This window comes from Candidatus Nitrosotalea sp. FS, from assembly GCF_011319475.1.
GTDB lineage: Archaea > Thermoproteota > Nitrososphaeria > Nitrososphaerales > Nitrosopumilaceae > Nitrosotalea.
The window spans coordinates 1-18,588 of record NZ_RCMC01000165.1; the positions used below are offsets into that span (position 1 = coordinate 1).

Here is an 18,588-nt window from a genome sequence, read left to right on the forward strand (position 1 = left end):
TGCATGGAACCAAGGAAGAATGCCATCCAGAAGAAGAATCTAGTTAGATCCCTGTCTCCCTTCATGTATCCTGTACTGTATACAAATATCAGAAAAGAGATCCAAGCAACAACGTTACTCATTATTACTGCAAGTGGATCAGCAAGAACTCCGGCCTTGAGTCCGATAGATGAAATCCAAGGAATTTGATTGTGTATCTCGTGATTACCAAGAGCTGCTGGAAGAAGTGTCACAGCTGAGATTGCACTTGCAAGAGCAAACGCTACTGCTACCCAACCAGTTGAACGCTTGGAAACTTTTCCAAAAGCTGGTATTATCAATGCGGCAGCAAATGGAAGTATCCAAATTGCCCAAACTCGAAGGTCTCCCAATCCAGAAATAATATCAAAAGGTAAAATAGCCATTTTCTAAACTCCCACCAATCCCTTCATAAAAGGAATTATTTGGTTAAAGAATACGTCTGGATATATTCCAATAACAACGCTAAATCCTGCCAAGACCATCATAGGACCTGTAACGTACCAGTTGGCTTCTTTTGTTTTTTCAAGAGCCTCTGGAAGTTTTCCAAAGAAGACTCGTTTTATCATCCACAATACATATGCCATCGTGATAACGGTTGCAACTAGACCTAAACCAAACGTGATCATTCTTATCATGGAACCTTGCTGAAGTGCAGTTTGAAGTGCGCCATAGAACATTGTCCATTCTGCCATAAATCCACTAGTTGGTGGAACACCCATCAGAGTTAGTGCTCCAATCATTGAACAGACTGCCGTTATTGGCATCTTTCCTGCAAGACCTCCCATCTTTGTTATACTGCGAGTTCCAACTTGCAAAATTATTGCGCCAACCATCATGAACAAAATCACTTTACCCAAGCTGTGGGACACAAACATCATTTCAGAACCAGAAAGTCCAAGCATAGATGCAGAACCAATTCCAAACAAGATGTATCCCATCTGACTAATACTAGAATAAGCAAACAATTTTCGAATGTCATCTTGTACTAGTGCCATCACTCCACCGTAGATCATGGTTGCTAAACCCCAGATGTTCAAGGCAAGAGCAAAGTGCTCGTATTGACCTGGCATTAGCATTATTATCAATCTAAAGAATCCATATGCACCAACTCCCAACATTGCTCCAGATGATAATGCGTTAAGTGGTGTTGGTGATGCGCGATAAACATGTGGCAGCCACATGTGTACCACAAATGATGCCATTTTTACAGTAAGACCTACAATGATTGCAACAGCAGCAAGTGCAAGAACATGAGGCGGGATACCATGTGCTTTGATATCTGCATAGTTGAAACTGCCTACACTGAGACCTATTGAAAGAAAACCAAGTAAAAGAATTACAGCACCTACATGGGTCCAGAAGAAGAACAGCAATGCAACTCTTCTTCTTGATTCATATCCCCAAATTGCCAGCATGAAGAATGCAGGAATTAGCATAACCTCAAAGAAGACATAAAATTCTATCAAGTTGGTTGCAAGAACTGTTCCAAGCATTCCCATTGCCATGACAAGGAAGAGTGCATAGTATGCTCCAATCTGATGATTAACATGACTTTTCAGAGAAGATGATTCTATCATTTCAGTACCTCCTCCAACCAACTGCTTTTCAGAACTCATTCGTTCTTCAAACATTGTAGTAATTCTTGCAACCATGTATGGTTTTGAAAATANGATATATTATAATTGCAAAGGGAGATGCAAGTCCATCAAGCAATAATCCAAATTCACCAAACAACTGAGTCCACTTGTAATGCTCTTCATAAGTTCCTGAAAGTGCTGGAGTGATAACTAGTATGGTACAGTACAACAACAACCCAAAGCTAAACAGTGCCGCTGCAGTAGGCCCAGACTTGCGTCCAAGATAATAATATGCTACNAATACAACAATAACGCAAAGCTAAACAGTGCAGCAGCTGTAGCCCCAGACTTGCGTCCAAGATAATATGCTACCGGAGAAAGCAATAGTGGTAAGAATAAAGCCTGTAAAAGTACGAATTGCATTATCCTTTCAAACTCCTAAAGTCTGCAATGTCAATGTTTCTGTACATTCTGTATGCTACAATTACAAGTGCCAGTCCAACTGCAACTTCTGCTGCTGCTATTGCAATAGAAAAGAGAGCCAGTGTTTGTCCCTGACTATTTGGTATGTATCTAGAAAATGCAACCAAATTGAGATTTGCAGAATTGATTATCATCTCTATGCCAAAAAGCATACGAATTGCGTTTCTCTTTACTGCTATTCCATAGATTCCAATGGCAAGCAATGCCACTGAAACTAGAACAAAATCAATCAGTCCGTTGCTCATCTATTACATCCTCCCTTCTTGCTAATGTCATTGCCCCAATGACAGATGATGCCAAAATTAATGCCATCACTATCAATGCAGGCGAATAATATGTCAGAAAGTCTTCTCCAATCTTTTTGTAATCAACTGCTGATGAGTTGGTATCCACGGTTTTCAATCCTGAACCAATGATTATTGTTCCTATGCCCAGCATGAGTACAATCATCAATGCAATACCAGCATATCTTCGGCGTTTGTCTCCACCTTATTGAAGATAAGCTCTCGTCTTACCAGCATAACTGTAAACAATATGAGAACTGCAATCGAGCCCACGTAAACTGAAAGTTGGAACATTGCCACAAATGGCGCATCCAAAAGCAGAAAGAATCCAGCAATGCCAGATAATGTAAGCATCAATGCGATTGAACCATATATCAAAGAGCGTATTTCAAGTGCTACAATTGCAGAACCAATTGTAAGAACAGAGAGAGCTAAAAATACTGAATCAACCATGTGAAGCACCCCTGTCATCTATTTTTATTTCAACATCTTGTGAAATTTTTGGCTGTATGGCAAGTTGGGCAGGGGTGTAAATTAAAGCAGATTTTGTAAAAGAAGAAAGCTCATAGTCATTGGTCATGTAAAGTGCATAAAATGGACAGGCATCTACACACAAACCACAGAATACACATTTGCCGTAATCTATCTGTGGCATTATGGCTTTCTTGTTATGTTTCCATGTTTCATGAACTTTGACCATGCTTATGGCCTCTGCTATTCCCTCACATGCTACTGAGCAAAGCTGACAACCAGTACAGTGCTCATGAAATAGTATGTGTCTACCTCGTAGCCCAGCTATTCCAACTCCAGTCTCTGGATTGAATTGAAAGCCATCACCTACAAATTTTAATTTCTGTTCAGGATATCGTAATGTAAATCGCTTTACTGCAAGATGTTTTACACCGGAATTTAGTGCACGTATTATTCCAATTACATTACTCAATGCAATATTCCTCCCGGTCCCAAGACACCTGCGTATAGCAATCCGAGAGCTATAAAGATGTTAATGAATGCAAGACCAATCAATTTGTACCAACCAGTGTGCAATATCATATCGATTCTAACTCTTGGGAAAACTCCACGGGGTAAGAGAATTAAGAGTATGACTCCAACAGTCTTGATAACAAACCACAGTGTGCCATTGAGCATCTCTTGATCAAAAAGTGGCAATCCAGGGAAGTGTGCAGTTACAGGACCAATTGTAATTCCTTGAGTGATAATATCCTGCGGAAACGGAGGCCAAACCATTGGACCATTCCAGCCACCAAGGAATAGAACCACGAATAATCCTGCAAATGCATATAATTTTATAAGTTCCAAGTTGGATTAGTCCATACATCATTCCAGAGAATTCTGTTAACCATCCTGCAACAATTTCACTTTCTGCTTCTGGAAGATCAAATGGAATTCTTTCAAGTTCTGCCAATATTGTAATGAAAAATACTATAGCACCAATTGGGAGAAATGCTATCCACCAAAAGTGTTCTTGCGACTGGACAATTTGTGAAAGATTCAGACTTCCAGATAATATCACAACTCCAAGAAGTGAGAGAATCAATGGAATTTCAAATGCGACCATTTGGTGAAGTGCTCTCAAACCACCAATGAACGTCCACTTGCTATTTGCTGCCCATGCAGTAAGTACTGCAATTATTGGGAAGAAACCGATAACTGCAAATACTGCCAAAAGGCCAACACTTGGATTTGCAACTACCCATCCAGGAGCAACTGGAATTAGTGCAACAAATGCACCTGCTGTGCCGACAAACAACAATGGACCAAGCCAGAAAATTGGCTTGTCTGCTTTTGCAGGAATGATGATCTCTTTGCTCATTAGCTTAAACCCATCACCCATCAATTGGAGTATTCCTTCTATTTTTCCACAATAGAGTGGGCCAACTCTGAGCTGCATTTTTGCAAGGAATTTTCTTTCAACAAATATTGTTGCAGCTGCAAGAAGAGCAGCAAATCCAAATCCTGGAAATGCCATTACTCTGAAAATAGTAGTATGCATGAAGCTTTTGACAATTGGAAGAGTACGTGACGGATCTGCCATCCAAGTCATTGCCAAGTAAGGCGTCATCAGCTGACCATTGATTACTGGCAGTTTGATGTAGAACAGTACAATGAAGACTATTGGTAATCCAACTAGACTAAAGATCAGAATAACCCAGAATATTAAATCAAATAAAGAACCAATGAATCGACTTAATCGAAACTGTGGTGCAATAGTTGACATTTATCTATCTGCCTCCACAGGCCAATAATTAAGACCCCAGTAAACTGCTGGCATGTTACCTAGTTTTTCACCTTTTAGCAGATATGGCATACAAATCAAATTTCTAAACGAGCCAACGCTTATCTTTACTCGATAAGGTTCTGGTCGGTTGTTTGATACAATGTAATATCCAATTGCACCTCTTCCAGATTCAATTCTACGATAAACTTCGTCATTGCCACCTTTTGGATTTGGTTTTAATTTTGTGCGCACAGAGCCTGATTTTGGCATCTTTTTCAGTGCATCTTTTATGATTCTACAACTCTCAAACATCTCAAGATAAGGTATTCTAGATCGTGCGTAAGAGTCACCTTCTTTCATCACTATTGTTTGAAAGTCCAAGTTTTCATAGACATCATATGGTTCCTTTTTCCTTACATCAAAATCAACACCTGATGCTCTGAGTACAGAGCCTGTAGTACCAAGTCGTATAGCATCAGTTCTGGATAAAATTCCACTTCCTTCTGTTCTTGCCTTTAAGATAGGATTCTGGTAGAATATCGCTTCATATTCTCTGAGTCTCTTTTCAAAATATTCGACTTGACGTAAACATCTTTCTTCAAAGTTAGATGGCAAATCATTTCTTACTCCACCAGGTACAAGATATGCATGAGTTACTCTTGCACCAGACATTGCTTCTAACAAGTCAATGAAAAGTTCTCTATCACCTGCTGGCCACATGAACATTGTAGAATGACCCAAAAATATTCCATAGATAGCTAACCAATACAAAATGTAGATGCAGCGATTCAGCTCTGCAGCAATGACTCGAATATATTTTGCTCTTTCTGGGACTTCAATTCCCAACAATTCTTCTACTCCAAGGCAATATGGATACAAAATATTGGAAGAGTCGTGTATTACTGGTCTTTCAAGATGTGGAATGTTTTGAATATAATTTCTATATTCAGCCATTTTTTCTTCGCCTCTGTGTACATAACCTGGATCAGGATCACAAGAAACAATGTAATCACCATCGACTTTGATTATCAATCTCATATGTCCAGAACCTGGATGTTGAGGACCTACATTGAGTGTCATTATCTTTTCATCAACAGTCTCAATATGCATTCCTGGAGGTAGTTGTGTTGTCATCTTATCGCCCTTTAATCTTAAAGTCCTTTCTAAATGGTGGTATATCTGCCCAGTCCTCTGGCAAAAGCAATCGTCTCATATCAGGATGACCTTCAAAGTAAACGCCAAACATTTCAAAACACTCTCGTTCATGAAATTCTACACTATAGAACACATCACGTAATGACGGAGTTCTTGTGGAATCTGAACCAGGATTTGGAACATCTTCTCTTGGAACTCTAGTTGCAAGTGCAAAAATTTGTCTTCCAAGTTTTTCATCAGTATAAGATCCTAAATGATAAATGACTTCAATTTCGCTTGAATCTGGATAATCAACTCCAGATACAGATTCTGCGTGATCATACTTTAGTTCGTCCCGTATAAATTTAGCAACATCCACAATATTTTCTCTTTTGGCAGTTACTCTAATTCTATCAGCTCTTACATAGTCTACAGTTATCTTATCTCCAAATTTTGATGAAACTTTATCTGCCAAAGATTTTTCAAATGCAGGAATTGGTTTTGGTTTGACAGGAACATCTGGTGATAAATCTAATCCTTTTTCTTCATAGAACTTTTTTGCTTCATCTTTTGACATGGAATCTGGTTTAGTATTTTCAGAACTTGTAGAATGCTCCTCTGCAGTATCTTTAACTTCTACGTCCTTGTCAGTTCCAGAGCTCATTGTTATTTAGCCTTCGTCCGTTTTATTTTTTCTTGAAGTAACATACAGCCCTGGATTAGTGTTTCAGGTCTAGGGGGGCATCCCGGAACGTAAACATCAACTGGAAGAACCCCATCAATTCCAGGTAGTACATTATATGAGTCAAAGTATAATCCTCCAGTTATTGCACATGCTCCCATTGCTATAACATATTTTGGATCAGGCATCTGATCATACACCATTCTCAATCGAGGAGCCATTTTTCTGGTAATTGTTCCCATGACAACTATTAGATCACATTGTCTAAGTGAACCAAATGCTTCGATAATACCAAATCTTTCAACATCATATCTAGGACTTGAAGCAGCGCCAAATTCTACACTGCAACATGCAGTTTCAAGGTGTACTGGCCATAATGAGTAAATTCGGCCCCAGTTAATGGCCATATCAAACGGTTTTCCTACTGCTTTAACAAGAATATCACCAAGTTTTCCAACTAGTACATTAGTAGCGTGTGGTGCTGTTTCTTGGTTGACTAGTTCCTTTAGCATTTTTCTTCCCTATCCCGAGTCCTTTCTACATTCGATTTAAAAGTTACCAAATGTTCTTCCTCCCTGCTTGATACAGCGCAAAGGCAAACGCAGCAAAGATTATTGCAAGAAAGCCTATGATTGGAAGAGTTGCGGACTTTGGCAAATCAAGGATGCTGCTTCCCCAGGCATACAAAAAGATCGATGCTACGTCAAATACAACAAACATCAAGACAAATGAGTAATATTGCATCATGAAATGAGTACGTCCCTCACCTTGTGGGACTTGGCCAGATTCCATAGGCAGGAACTTGACCGGATTAGAAGTGCGTCTTGGAGCGATCATCCTAGAAAGAATCAAGGTTGGCCCTGTTGCCACAATTGCAAATGTAAACAACAATAAGATTGGACTGAAACTACTAGCAGCTTCTCCTACCAAAGTAGCTAACAAGCCAGTCGGAGAGTATAAAAATCTATGCACATTATACGATCATAATTTTCATTGGCAACAATTTTTTCAATAATTTCTTTGAAATTGAATAATATCTTCAATGTTGCACATCAGAGAGTTTTGGTTGTTTTAATTTCTAAGATGATTGATATATGACAATATCAAAACTTACTTTATGGTAAACGTTGGACAGAAAGCGCCGCCTTTTACCTTGGTAGATACAGAATTAAAAATGCGAAGCCTAGATGAGTTTAAAGGAAAAAAAGTAGTTCTCTCATTCTTTGTGGCCGCAAGTTCTCCTGTATGTACAAAGGAAATGTGCACCTTCAGAGATGAATGGAATCAGATATCAAAGCTTGGTGCTCAAGTAATAGGAATTAGTAACGATGGTCCATTTGCAAATAAAGCATTTGCAGAATCTCAGCATCTTAATTTTCCAGTACTTGGAGACTACAAGAGTCAGACAATAAGAGATTATGATATACTAATGCCTGACTTGTTGCACGTAAAGGGATATGACGCAGCAAAAAGATCGGTATTCATCGTAGATGAAGGTGGAAATATAGTCTACAAATGGGTTTCAGACAATCCATTGATAGAACCAAACTATCAAGAGATCATAAACTTTCTCAAGAAATAAAGTAAAATCTCTTTTAATTTATTTTTAGAATATTACATATATCAAATATAATTCGATTAATTACTAAAATCTAAATATCAAGGACAACATTAGGATTCAATGGTTACTCCAAAACAAAACGATTACAATGATAATGTATCAGTGCCTCCATTAGACGGATTAAAACAAAAATCTCTACAACACGAGTTTACTAGACTAACAATAAAAGCAATAGTCATTGTAATAGGAGCTTGGATCAGTTTATCTATTTTTGAGATATTTGTTGCACCCACAATTGGATTTCAGCATACCCACATTCAGGTGACAGATACAATTGTTACCATAATACTTGCACTGGTAATCATTACAGCCATCAGACGGATTCTTAAAAGATTTTCAAACAAGATGCCAGCACAGTTTTCTGCAAGCATTTCATTTTTTGCCATAATAGTAATAGCTCTGATTTCAGCCATATTGTTGTTATATCAATGGAATGTAGAGCCACAAGAGATCTTAGTTGGTGGTGGAGTAGCTGCAATCATTGTAGGCATAGGAGTATCAACAATAGTTGGTAACATATTCTCAGGAGGATTGATGCTTACTACTTTTCCAGCCAAGATTGGTGATACCATTAGAATAGTAAATGACGACATACGTGGAAAAGTTGAGGAGATTAATATGATGTATACAAAGATAATTACGGATCATGGTGAAGAATATGTTGTTCCAAATAATGCAATAATACAAGGAACTGTGAGAATTATGAAAGAGATCTCGCTAAATAAGCATCTACCGTTTAGTGACGGAGATCAGATAGAGATAAAAAATTCATCAGACAGACATGTTGGAATTATCATCAAGATAACTCCAGAGTTTACAACCATTTTAGATGGGAATAAAGAGGTAACTATTGCAAACAGTTCCATATTTGATGGTAGGTTCATTATAACAAAAATAAGAAATGATGTACAATCAAGTTAGACAACATACAACCAGTTAACATTACATAGAACTTGCATATTTTTGTTTGAAAAAATAATTTACAGATAATTTTAAAAATATTTATTCAATTTCGGCAAGTACATCATTTTTTGCAACTGATGAGCCCTGCTTCATCTTGATGGATTTGACAACACCATCTTTGTGAGATTTAATTGAGATTTGCATTTTCATTGATTCCAAAACACAGACCACATCTCCTTTCTTGACATTATTTCCAGCAGTCACATTTACCGAGACGACTCGACCAGGAATCTGACTTTTGAGATTTATTTGAGAATCAGATGCAGAATCGGCACCAGAATTTTTGTATACAATTTTGTCCATCTCAGGGCGCTTGTTAAAGGTCAGTTTTACTCCGTCCACTACAAGTGTAATTTTGTTGGTACTGTTTTCAAGATATTTTGTAATGTGATAAACACTATCTAACATAAACTCAACTTTATCATGAGTCATGGTAATGATCTTAAGATCACGTTCTTTTCCTTGTATTTTTAATACAAATTCGTTATTACCAATGGACTTTACAATTTCCCCATCTAGATTTTCATCAGTATTTTCTAATTTGAATTTCATATCAATGCCTATCCACTTGTGTTTTCCACCTAACACTATGCTCTTTGCGTGGTTTTATCTTGTTTTTGAGAAATTCTGAGTGTATGAGTGTTGCAGCTAGTGCAGCTTCTGATTTTTGGGATGCCTCAGTTTTCAAGTCACCCTGTAGTTCTGTCAAGTATCTTGAATCTATCAAGAAAGTCTGTTGATAGGTCTCCATTAATGAATTCCTTGCTGTTCAATATGGTCTTGTACAACGGTATCGCAGTTTCAACTCCTTCAATATAGAAATCAGATAATGCTAGTGACATTCTCTGTCTGGCTTCTTCAAAGTTTTGTCCCCATGTAATGAGTTTGCCCATAAGTGAGTCATAGTAAGGCGACACGGTGCAACCAGGGTAAAGATACGTATCAACTCTTACTCCAGGACCTGATGGAATGTTGACATCCCATATTTTTCCAGTTGATGGTGCAAAGTCCAAAAATGTATCCTCTGCATTTATTCTACATTCAATTGCGCATCCATTTACTTTGAGATCTTTTTGTTTGAAAGGAATTTCTTTTCCGTTTGCTATATCAATTTGTAATTTGACAAGATCAAGTCCTGAGACTAGTTCAGTTACAGGATGTTCAACTTGTAGTCTTGCGTTTATTTCTATAAAATAGAAAGTTCCATCATCTAATCTTAGAAATTCTGCAGTTCCAGCATTACGATAATCAACAGCTATTGCAGCTTTTACTGCAAGCTCTCCTATTTCATCACGTGTCTTTTGATCAACAACTGGAGATGGAGACATTTCAATGAGTTTTTGGTGTCGTCTTTGAATAGAACACTCTCGTTCAAAGATGTGTACTGTATTTCCATGCGTGTCACGTGCTAGCTGAAGTTCAATATGTCTTATTTTTGGAAGGAATTTTTCAACAAATAGTGCAGACTTGCCAAATGCTGCTTTTGACTCTCCAGATGCAATCTCAAAGGCTTCTCGTAGTTCTTTTTCATTATGTACCAGTCTGATTCCTCTACCTCCTCCACCAAAAACTGACTTGAGTAAAACAGGATATCCAATTTTGTGTGCAATGTCTAGTGCCTTTTCAACTTCTTCAACAATTCCAGGACTTCCAGGCACAGTCGGCACTTTGGCTTTCATCATTGCATCCTTACATTCCATTTTATCACCACAGAGTCTCATAGATTTCCCAGATGGACCTATGAAATTGAGTTTCTTTTTCTCGCAGAGATCTGCAAAGTCTGCATTTTCAGAAAGAAATCCATATCCAGGATGGACTGCATCGGCACCAGAGCTTATTGCAGTCTCTACGATTTTTTCCATATTCAAATAGCTCTGTGCAGGAGGTGCAGNGCAATGTCTAGTGCCTTTTCAACTTCTTCAACAATTCCAGGACTTCCAGGCACAGTCGGCACTTTGGCTTTCATCATTGCATCCTTACATTCCATTTTATCACCACAGAGTCTCATAGATTTCCCAGATGGACCTATGAAATTGAGTTTCTTTTTCTCACAGAGATCTGCAAAGTCTGCATTTTCAGAAAGAAATCCATATCCAGGATGGACTGCATCAGCACCAGAGCTGACTGCAGTCTCGACTATTTTTTCCATATTCAAATAGCTCTGTGCAGGAGGTGCAGAACCAATATGATATGCTTCGGTAGCCATCTTGACGTGTTTTGAGTTTACGTCTTCATCAGAATAGACCGCTACTGATTTTATCCCTAATGCATTACATGTCTTTATGACGCGTATTGCGATTTCTCCCCTGTTTGAGATTAGAATTTTCTTGATCATATCGTTCTAAAGATTAATGTTCCCATGTTTTCTTGGAATTCTTCGCTCTCTCTTATTTGCTAAAGCATCCAAGGCACGAATTAGGGCCGGTCGTGTTTCAGCAGGATCAATTACTGAATCAATCGTACCATATGATGCAGCTACGTAAGGATTGGCAAATTTTTCTGTGAAATTGTCAACAAGTTGTTTTTTTAATGCAGTAGGATCTTTTGCAGAATCAAGTTCCTTTCTATTCATAATTCGTACAGCTGCCTCAGAACCAAGTACAGCGATTTGTGCAGTGGGCCATGCATAGTTCACGTCAGTTCCTAGGTTCTTGCTTGCCATTGCAATGTATGCACCACCATAGGCTTTTCCTATGATTAATGTAATTTTTGGTACGGTAGCCTCACAGTAAGCATACAAGAGTTTACTTCCATGACGGATGATTCCAGCATGTTCTTGCTGGGTTCCAGGCATGTATCCAGGTGTATCTACTAGAGTGATAATTGGAATACCATAACAATCACAAAATCTGATAAATCTAGATGCCTTGTTAGATGAATCAATATCAAGAGCTCCAGCCAACACCATTGGTTGATTTGCAACAATTCCTACTGCTTTACCATGAAGTCTGGCAAATCCAATTACAACATTAGGTGCAAATAATTCATGTATCTCAAAGAATACATGATTATCAACTATAGAATTTATGATCTCTTTCATATCATATGGTTGTAGAGGATTTTCTGGAATTATGTTTATGAGATTGTTATCTAGTCGATTTGGATCATCACCAGTTTCTACCATTGGGGCTTCCTCAGTACTATTCTGAGGAATATATGACAAGAGTGTCTTTACAATATCCATGCATTGGTATTCATTTTTACCTACAAAGTGTGCAACACCACTATTTCTTCCATGAGACATTGCACCACCAAGTTCGTCAAAAGACACATCTTCTCCAAGAACTGTCTTGACAACTTCTGGACCTGTTACAAACATGGTAGCAATCTTGTCAGCCATTATAACAAAATCTGTCATTGCAGGTGAATACACCGCACCGCCTGCAGATGGTCCTACACTAATAGTAATTTGAGGAACTACTCCAGATGCAAGTTGATTATGATAGAATATGCTAGCAAATCCATCAAGACTTAGAATACCTTCTTGAATTCTAGCTCCACCTGAATCAATTATTCCAATTATTGGACATCCAACTTTTACAGCATGATCCATAATTTTCGTAATTTTCTTTGCTCCCATCTCACTTAATGTTCCACCAAGAACTGTAAAATCATAAGCAAAAAGAAAAACTTGTTTTCCGTGTATAGTTCCGTATCCTGTTACTACACCATCCCCAAAGAATTTTTTATTTTGCATGTCAAATTCATAATAATGATGAGTTGTCATGGCATCAATTTCGGTAAAGCTTCCTTCGTCAAGAAGGAGTTCAATTCGCTCTCTGGCGGTTAGTTTGCCTTTTTCGTGCTGACCTTGAATTCTTTCTTCGCCGCCGCTTTGCTCTGCTTGACGCCTTTTATGTAAAAAATTTTTTATTTTTTCAGAATGCATGATTCGAATTAGAGGCTATGTACAACCTATATTAATTTAATCAGTTTTGACTTCTCTAATACCATCTCGGCCGCCCTTTGCGTTGCGGAAAACATTCATCCCGATGTGGTAATTTTCCCACAATCCTTCTATAATTTGGAGATCTTCTCTTGCAGACTGGAGTGTTTCCTTTGTGGAATGGGGATCAGATTCTACTCTTGTAACCAAATTCCTCTTTTCTACAAGAAGATCCTCTAATCCTACTTCATAGTTAGACTCCCCATGAAACGCTGGATCTAATGGTGCTATCTTTGTGGTAGACTTTGCCATTTGTTTTTCAATCTTAGGGGTTAGATTTTAAGGTTTTACAATATACGAATTCAGGAGGATAGATCTTTCTCATAGTCAAAATTACTATAATACTCATAAGAAAACAAAAATCACGTAGACATTTTTTAACCCCTTAGAACAAATCCGATATATGGAATTTTTTCAAGTTGAGCCTGCATACATCTCAAAAGATGGATGTAGGTTAATTTGGAAAGGAATTGATGAAGATGACCACGATGCAATAATTCTCAGCGGAGAAGAATTAGAACATCTTTTTGAATTACTATCAAAAGATTCCACAGGCAAGGTAGAATTGGAAGATGAATTTAGTACCATATGGGTCAATACAGATACCACACAGTTTAGATTAAAAGAACACAAGATGCTTGAAGTAAAAACAGCAATTCTGAGAAAAAAAATTTTAGAATATAAAAAAATGCCTCATGAACCAAAACCAATCAAAATTTACGCAAAAGAATTTTTCCCATCTATAACAATAGAAAATGATGAAGCAATTGAGATCTTAAATTCCATACCTGATGACAAAAATAAGACAGCGATCTCAGAAAGTGATTTTTTTAGAATTATCTCAACACGTCGATCAACTAGAAATTTTGATACATCCAGACTGGTTGAACAATGGAAAGTTGATAAAATCTTGGCTACAGCTGATACAGCCCCTACAGCAGGTAACTTTCAGGGATTTGAGGTATTTTATATCAAGAACAAGGAAATCAAAAAACGTCTAGTTGAAGCCGCAAATAACCAACCTTACGTGAATGCCCCAATTGTACTTGTATTTTGCAAGGATCCTTCCCGTGTTAAAATAAATTTTCCTCCAGAAATTCTTGCCAAATTTTCGCTTCAAGATGCAACTTTAGCAGCTGCATATTCACAGCTTGCTGCATCAGCCCTTGGTCTGAGCTCTATATGGATTGGTATGCTTGATGAAGAAAAAGTCATGCAGATCATTGGTACTAATTTGAGACCATCTTCGATTCTTTGCATAGGATATCCACATCAAAAGCGTCTACCCAAGTCTAGGCGAAAACTAAAGGATCTAATTCATGTCATCGAATGATTGCCAAGATTTCTGATACCAACATGCAATACTTATTTGATATTTAACATGGGATATTTTTTTGCGACAGAAGTTTGGTACAGAGAAAAGGCATTCTTTTCATCACTACATTTTTTACATATGCACATTTGCGATACTTTTTCCAGATCACAGTTATCTGCAAATTCACAGTTAGGACATCCGGCAGGACCTCCACAAACTATGCATTTTAGCTGTTTTACTTCTGCACAACCCTGATGTTTGACGCCCAATCCCTTGGCCCACAAAGCCACCTCATTGACTTCAATTTTTTTATTGCAAACAAGACATGTTCCAGGAAATTTCATCGGAATTGTACGCCAGCTCATTTTATCAAAGCCATCTCCTTTTGGATGATTTCATTATCAGATTCGTTTAGATCCATTTCAATAGACTTGTTCTTCATACAATAGAGAAGATATGGAAGATAGAAAGTTGAAAATGTACTTCGTGAGACGTGCATTTGTTTTGCGAGACTTCCAGTCAGTCCCTTGATTGCCATGCCATCCCATCTTATTCTATTAAGGGTAGGCCATGGAAGATTAAATTTAGAATATTTTATTCCCGTTCCTTGTTTGCATAATTTTGCCAAGATACCATCTAGATATCGTAAGAGTCGCCATTCTTGTTTTCGCATTATTTTTCCATACAACATATCAGCTTCAGATAATACATCAAGCATTTCACAAAGTACATTCACAGGAAGAGAACTTGTTATTACACTAGAGTAAAATGCATTGATCTTTTCCCTAGGGTCTATTCTCAAAGAATAAAGTATGGCTTGAGCTTCTTCAGGCGATTTGGCATTAAAAAATAGATTTACAGATGTTTCCACATCACTAGATTCATAGGACTTGTCAAGTTGAGGCTCAAATCCTCCAGACAATACCTGGGCAGAATTCAGAATTGACCTGATGTCACCACGTGAATCAATAATCATTTTTATCATGTTGCCAATTGGTATGGATGCACCTTCTCGTTTGAGAATTTCTTCAACATACAGTCGCATCAATCTAGGAGGGAGTGGTCTAAGTTTTACCGTAGTCACAACTTTTTTTATAGATTTCATCTTGTCAGACGTATCAGAATTTGCTGCAAGGACTATTGGCACGGTAGATTCTTTCAATATGTCAACTAGTGCGTCAACACCGCCAAAGTCAGATCTTCCGTGTATTCCATCTACTTCATCAATGAAGATCATCGGTTTGCCAAGTACACTACTATTACCAAGAACTGGGGTGAGAATGTCTTGAATTTTCTGTTTGCTTCTTACGTCACTTGCATTCATGCTGATTAAATCATAACCAAATTGCTTTGTTCCCAATACAGCCATAGTTGTTTTTCCAATGCCTGGAGGACCAACCAATAAAAGTGGTTTCGTTCCTTTGATCCATTTTCCAAGCCACTTTACAAAGGATTCCTTTGCTTCCTCATTTCCGACCATCTCAAGCAAGTTCTTTGGCCTATATTTCTCAGACCACATCATATCAAATCACTTGGGAATCTTTGACTCGAACTCTTTCCATAATTTTTCTTTTGAAAGTTGGTTAAACCAATACATGTTGTAATGCTCTACTGTTAGGAAGAGAAACTCAAGAAAATCCTTGTGTGAAAAACTCTCGGGCAGTAGCTCAAGAGCAAGTCGTGCCTCTCCCAGATAGATGTCGCTTTTCTTCATAGTAAAATCAAATCCTTTTTGGACATCACCTGTGAGAAATGTATAGTATAGAGGCCAAGAAGGGACTTTAACAAATTTATTTTTTATAGAATCCTCAATCTCATTTCCACATCCAACAGATTCTGCAGCTTTTGCCATTCCAAGATAAAAAATCTCTCCAAGTGGAAATCGTGCAAGTGTCATGTTCTTTCCAGCAGTTCCCATTACTGCTCTATATTTTTTGTAACATTGAATCATTTCTTCTTCAGATATGCTTTTAGGATTTATTTTTAATTTGAAATCAATGTATTGGCCAACCCGTGCATCTTTGAATCCTCTTTCAAATTCCTCCAATACTTCTTTACCACCAACAGAAATCTTGTCTCTTGCAAGCTTCAAGATATATGGATTCATCAACTTGTAATCATCCAGAAATTCCACATCTTCATCTTTGTCCATTATCCTATCCATTGGTTCGCTTAGGTCAATTGCTATGATATGTCCATCAATAATATCGGTTTTTTTCTTGCTATCGTTGTCATCTCCAAAATACTGGGAAGAGGCATCGTATAATGCACTAAATACCGGAAATGTCATTTTAACAAAGTTGGAATTGAGTATTCTTGACACCCTATCTAGAAGAGTATCATAATTTTCTAATCTCTTTCGTACTTCATCTATCTGTGATTTTTGGAGAATTATCTCAGCAGAACCCACTTCTTTGGCAAATTTTTCTTGGGTTTCAAATGGATTAGGGTCAGATTTTATCTCTTTCAGCAAGTCTTCGGTAAATCTTTTGGTAAATTTTGGAAATTCTTCTTCTGCTTCCTTCTTGTATTTGTCAAATAATCGATATCCCTTACTTTTGAACAATGCCTGCTTGACAATGTCTTTTCCAGGTTTGGTGGACAAGAGTGCTTCCTTGCTAAATATGGATTCGTCTTTGCTACTCACACAATGGCACAACTTTTTTGCTATTTATGCATTCAGCCTCTTTTTTGTTACTTCAAATAAATTAGGACCTAGGAAAGAAAAACTTGTGAAAATAATCGAGGTTTTAGAAGAGGCTGCAAAGCGAGTACACAAGAATGTAAAGCACTTGGCAGGAACAAAAGAATCCGGTACAGATCACGGAATGGGGGCAGGAGGAGACATATCACGCAGAATTGATATCGTAGCAGAAAAAACCGTTCTTGATTATCTACGTGAGATAAATTTTGAGTGTACTGTATTTGGGGAGGAGTGTGGCATGGTGGAATTATCACCAAATCCAAAAGGGTTTATTATAATGGATGCAATTGACGGTTCAACTAATGCAGTCAGAGGCTTGCCATTTTTTTGTTGTTCGCTTGCATATACACCTGAAGACAAACTCAGCTCTGTTACAGATGGAGTAATAATGGATTTACACAATGGAGATTTGTATTCTGCATCAAAAGGCAAGGGTGCATACATGAATGGAAAAAAGATTCACGTCCACAAAGAAAAACCAATCTATTTTGTTGTGGGTGTAGATATTTCAGGAATCTCTCCAGATGTGTTACCTCAATTAGCACCGATTCTTTCAGCATCAAACCATGTAAGACATTTTGGAGCTGTTGCACTTGAGCTTGCAATATTTGCTCGCGGATTAGTTGATGTATTTGTAGATCTAAGAAAAAAACTAAGAATCACGGACGTTGCTGCAGGATATCTAATAGCATTAGAGGCGGGAGGATACGTAGTTGATGAAAACGGCATGCCACTTGATTCAGACCTCAGCTATGACAAGAGAATTTCGTTTATAGCAGCTGCAAATGAAGAAACACTTGCAGATGTCAGGAAAAAACTAGGTTTATCAGCCAAGATCTGAGATTTAATTTCTAATTTTACACATTCCAGTGAAAAATTTATGGCGCCCTTGGCGGGATTTGAACACGCGTCGAGGCCGTGACAGGGCCCCATTCTAGACCGGGCTTTACGAGGATTGGAATTAACCGCATCCCCTCTATACTACAAGGGCGTTAAAGTATTGTGACAGAAAATCTGAGTTTAAAGCTTTCTTTTCTTCAAAAAATTTTGTAAAAGACTAAATTATACACAACTATGACCCTTCGCTATGGGTTCGTAGCTCAGCCAGGTAGAGTACCGGACTTTTAATCCGGCTGTCCGGGGTCCGAATCCCCGCGAACCCGCTTAAAATTAACAATTTAATCAAGATATGAAACCGTCTGATGGTTTAGAGAACCATATCATCTCATACAAAATGACCCCAAAAATAGAAGAGATCTAACTAACTTAGGTTCAGTTCTGGAAACTCTGCTTGCTTGATTCCCAAGTCATGCTGGAGTGTTCTGATCTTCTTTGCATATTCAGTCATTCTAGTGTTATCACTCTGGACCTTAGCGATCTTGTATCCACGCCAGGCTTTTTTGAGTGCACCCCATGTCTGACCCGCAGTGTAGTTAGGGTTGTTCGTTTGTGGTTGTACGAATTGATACATACTGAAAGATGAGTTGTTAAAAACGGATATCAGTGCATGTGTTAAGTAAAATCAATATAAAAGTCAAGTTTCTCACATTAAATTCGTGTATTTACTAATTTTACCTGTAAAAATTTTCAATTTTCCTATGTTTCTGATGTATTTTAGG

General features: G+C 37.8%; 18 protein-coding genes, 2 tRNA genes and 5 pseudogenes. 5 read left to right on the forward strand and 20 right to left on the reverse strand.

All coding sequences use genetic code 11. The annotated features are described in order from the left end of the window. The 10 genes and pseudogenes from DYY66_RS05650 to DYY66_RS05695 all read right to left on the reverse strand — a co-directional run. Positions 1-404: pseudogene (locus tag DYY66_RS05650) on the reverse strand (NADH-quinone oxidoreductase subunit L); the annotation flags it as partial. Positions 405-407: 3 nt separating this feature from the next. Further along, complete coding sequence (locus DYY66_RS05655) at positions 408-1,673, reverse strand: NADH-quinone oxidoreductase subunit M (protein ID WP_309223971.1); 1,266 nt, start codon at positions 1,671-1,673, stop codon at positions 408-410. Positions 1,674-2,020: 347 nt separating this feature from the next. Next, on the reverse strand, positions 2,021-2,326 hold the full coding sequence (gene nuoK / locus DYY66_RS05660) for an NADH-quinone oxidoreductase subunit NuoK (protein WP_166286952.1): 306 nt from the start codon (positions 2,324-2,326) through the stop codon (positions 2,021-2,023). Then, positions 2,307-2,818: pseudogene (locus DYY66_RS05665) on the reverse strand (NADH-quinone oxidoreductase subunit J). The gene nuoK and the pseudogene DYY66_RS05665 overlap by 20 nt, the downstream one beginning before the upstream one ends. Further along, positions 2,811-3,308, reverse strand: a complete 498-nt coding sequence (locus DYY66_RS05670) for an NADH-quinone oxidoreductase subunit I (RefSeq protein ID WP_166286954.1) — start codon at positions 3,306-3,308, stop codon at positions 2,811-2,813. The pseudogene DYY66_RS05665 and the gene DYY66_RS05670 overlap by 8 nt, the downstream one beginning before the upstream one ends. Next, a pseudogene (gene nuoH, locus DYY66_RS05675) lies at positions 3,305-4,604 on the reverse strand (NADH-quinone oxidoreductase subunit NuoH). The gene DYY66_RS05670 and the pseudogene nuoH overlap by 4 nt, the downstream one beginning before the upstream one ends. Beyond that, the gene (locus tag DYY66_RS05680; protein WP_166286956.1) at positions 4,605-5,738 is read right to left on the reverse strand and encodes an NADH-quinone oxidoreductase subunit D; all 1,134 of its coding nucleotides are present in this window, start codon (positions 5,736-5,738) and stop codon (positions 4,605-4,607) included. A gap of 1 nt (position 5,739) precedes the next feature. Then, a complete protein-coding gene (locus DYY66_RS05685) occupies positions 5,740-6,402 on the reverse strand; it encodes an NADH-quinone oxidoreductase subunit C (RefSeq protein ID WP_255496161.1) in 663 nt (220 codons plus the stop codon). Positions 6,403-6,404: 2 nt separating this feature from the next. After that, positions 6,405-6,932, reverse strand: coding sequence for an NADH-quinone oxidoreductase subunit B (locus tag DYY66_RS05690; protein ID WP_166286958.1), 528 nt, complete (start codon positions 6,930-6,932; stop codon positions 6,405-6,407). 43 nt (positions 6,933-6,975) lie between these two features. After that, positions 6,976-7,350, reverse strand: coding sequence for an NADH-quinone oxidoreductase subunit A (locus DYY66_RS05695; RefSeq protein ID WP_255496163.1), 375 nt, complete (start codon positions 7,348-7,350; stop codon positions 6,976-6,978). A gap of 187 nt (positions 7,351-7,537) precedes the next feature. On the opposite strand from DYY66_RS05695, the gene DYY66_RS05700 reads away from it, so the two are divergent. Both DYY66_RS05700 and DYY66_RS05705 read left to right on the forward strand, forming a co-directional pair. Continuing rightward, complete coding sequence (locus tag DYY66_RS05700; RefSeq protein WP_166286960.1) at positions 7,538-8,002, forward strand: redoxin domain-containing protein; 465 nt, start codon at positions 7,538-7,540, stop codon at positions 8,000-8,002. Positions 8,003-8,101: 99 nt separating this feature from the next. Next, a complete protein-coding gene (locus DYY66_RS05705; protein WP_166286962.1) occupies positions 8,102-8,962 on the forward strand; it encodes a mechanosensitive ion channel family protein in 861 nt (286 codons plus the stop codon). An 81-nt stretch (positions 8,963-9,043) separates the two neighbouring features. Here the strand turns inward: DYY66_RS05705 and DYY66_RS05710 are convergent, their stop codons facing one another. The 5 genes and pseudogenes from DYY66_RS05710 to DYY66_RS05730 form a co-directional block, all read right to left on the reverse strand. Next, the gene (locus DYY66_RS05710) at positions 9,044-9,592 is read right to left on the reverse strand and encodes an acetyl-CoA carboxylase biotin carboxyl carrier protein subunit (protein WP_309223970.1); all 549 of its coding nucleotides are present in this window, start codon (positions 9,590-9,592) and stop codon (positions 9,044-9,046) included. Next, positions 9,558-10,895, reverse strand: a pseudogene (locus DYY66_RS05715) (acetyl/propionyl/methylcrotonyl-CoA carboxylase subunit alpha); the annotation flags it as partial. The gene DYY66_RS05710 and the pseudogene DYY66_RS05715, both read right to left, overlap by 35 nt. Position 10,896: 1 nt before the next feature. Continuing rightward, positions 10,897-11,339, reverse strand: a pseudogene (locus DYY66_RS05720) (biotin carboxylase N-terminal domain-containing protein); the annotation flags it as partial. Between the two features lie 6 nt (positions 11,340-11,345). Continuing rightward, the gene (locus DYY66_RS05725; RefSeq protein WP_166286964.1) at positions 11,346-12,893 is read right to left on the reverse strand and encodes an acyl-CoA carboxylase subunit beta; all 1,548 of its coding nucleotides are present in this window, start codon (positions 12,891-12,893) and stop codon (positions 11,346-11,348) included. 36 nt (positions 12,894-12,929) lie between these two features. Then, a complete protein-coding gene (locus tag DYY66_RS05730; protein ID WP_166286966.1) occupies positions 12,930-13,202 on the reverse strand; it encodes a hypothetical protein in 273 nt (90 codons plus the stop codon). A gap of 151 nt (positions 13,203-13,353) precedes the next feature. Here DYY66_RS05730 and DYY66_RS05735 point away from each other — a divergent pair, with 151 nt between their 5' ends. Then, positions 13,354-14,283 (forward strand): nitroreductase family protein, encoded by a 930-nt coding sequence (locus DYY66_RS05735; RefSeq protein WP_166286968.1) that lies wholly within the window; start codon positions 13,354-13,356, stop codon positions 14,281-14,283. 32 nt (positions 14,284-14,315) lie between these two features. On the opposite strand, the gene DYY66_RS05740 is transcribed toward DYY66_RS05735, so the two are convergent. The 3 genes from DYY66_RS05740 to DYY66_RS05750 are packed head-to-tail and all read right to left on the reverse strand — an operon-like array spanning position 14,316 to position 16,912. Further along, positions 14,316-14,630, reverse strand: coding sequence for a hypothetical protein (locus DYY66_RS05740; protein ID WP_166286970.1), 315 nt, complete (start codon positions 14,628-14,630; stop codon positions 14,316-14,318). After that, positions 14,627-15,784 carry an AAA family ATPase gene (locus DYY66_RS05745; protein ID WP_166286984.1) on the reverse strand — a complete coding sequence of 386 codons (1,158 nt, stop codon included), beginning with the start codon at positions 15,782-15,784 and terminating at the stop codon, positions 14,627-14,629. Before DYY66_RS05745 ends, DYY66_RS05740 begins: the two co-directional genes overlap by 4 nt. A gap of 9 nt (positions 15,785-15,793) precedes the next feature. Beyond that, a complete protein-coding gene (locus tag DYY66_RS05750) occupies positions 15,794-16,912 on the reverse strand; it encodes a hypothetical protein (protein ID WP_166286972.1) in 1,119 nt (372 codons plus the stop codon). Between the two features lie 85 nt (positions 16,913-16,997). Between DYY66_RS05750 and DYY66_RS05755 the strand changes: the two genes are divergently transcribed. Then, positions 16,998-17,810: an inositol monophosphatase family protein gene (locus DYY66_RS05755; RefSeq protein ID WP_166286974.1), complete on the forward strand. Its 813-nt coding sequence runs from the start codon at positions 16,998-17,000 to the stop codon at positions 17,808-17,810. A gap of 40 nt (positions 17,811-17,850) precedes the next feature. Here the strand turns inward: DYY66_RS05755 and DYY66_RS05760 are convergent. Then, positions 17,851-17,960, reverse strand: a tRNA-Asp gene (locus tag DYY66_RS05760). A gap of 98 nt (positions 17,961-18,058) precedes the next feature. Here DYY66_RS05760 and DYY66_RS05765 point away from each other — a divergent pair. Further along, positions 18,059-18,132, forward strand: a tRNA-Lys gene (locus DYY66_RS05765). Between the two features lie 98 nt (positions 18,133-18,230). On the opposite strand, the gene DYY66_RS05770 is transcribed toward DYY66_RS05765, so the two are convergent. After that, the gene (locus DYY66_RS05770) at positions 18,231-18,440 is read right to left on the reverse strand and encodes a hypothetical protein (RefSeq protein ID WP_166286976.1); all 210 of its coding nucleotides are present in this window, start codon (positions 18,438-18,440) and stop codon (positions 18,231-18,233) included. Positions 18,441-18,588: the final 148 nt, after the last annotated feature.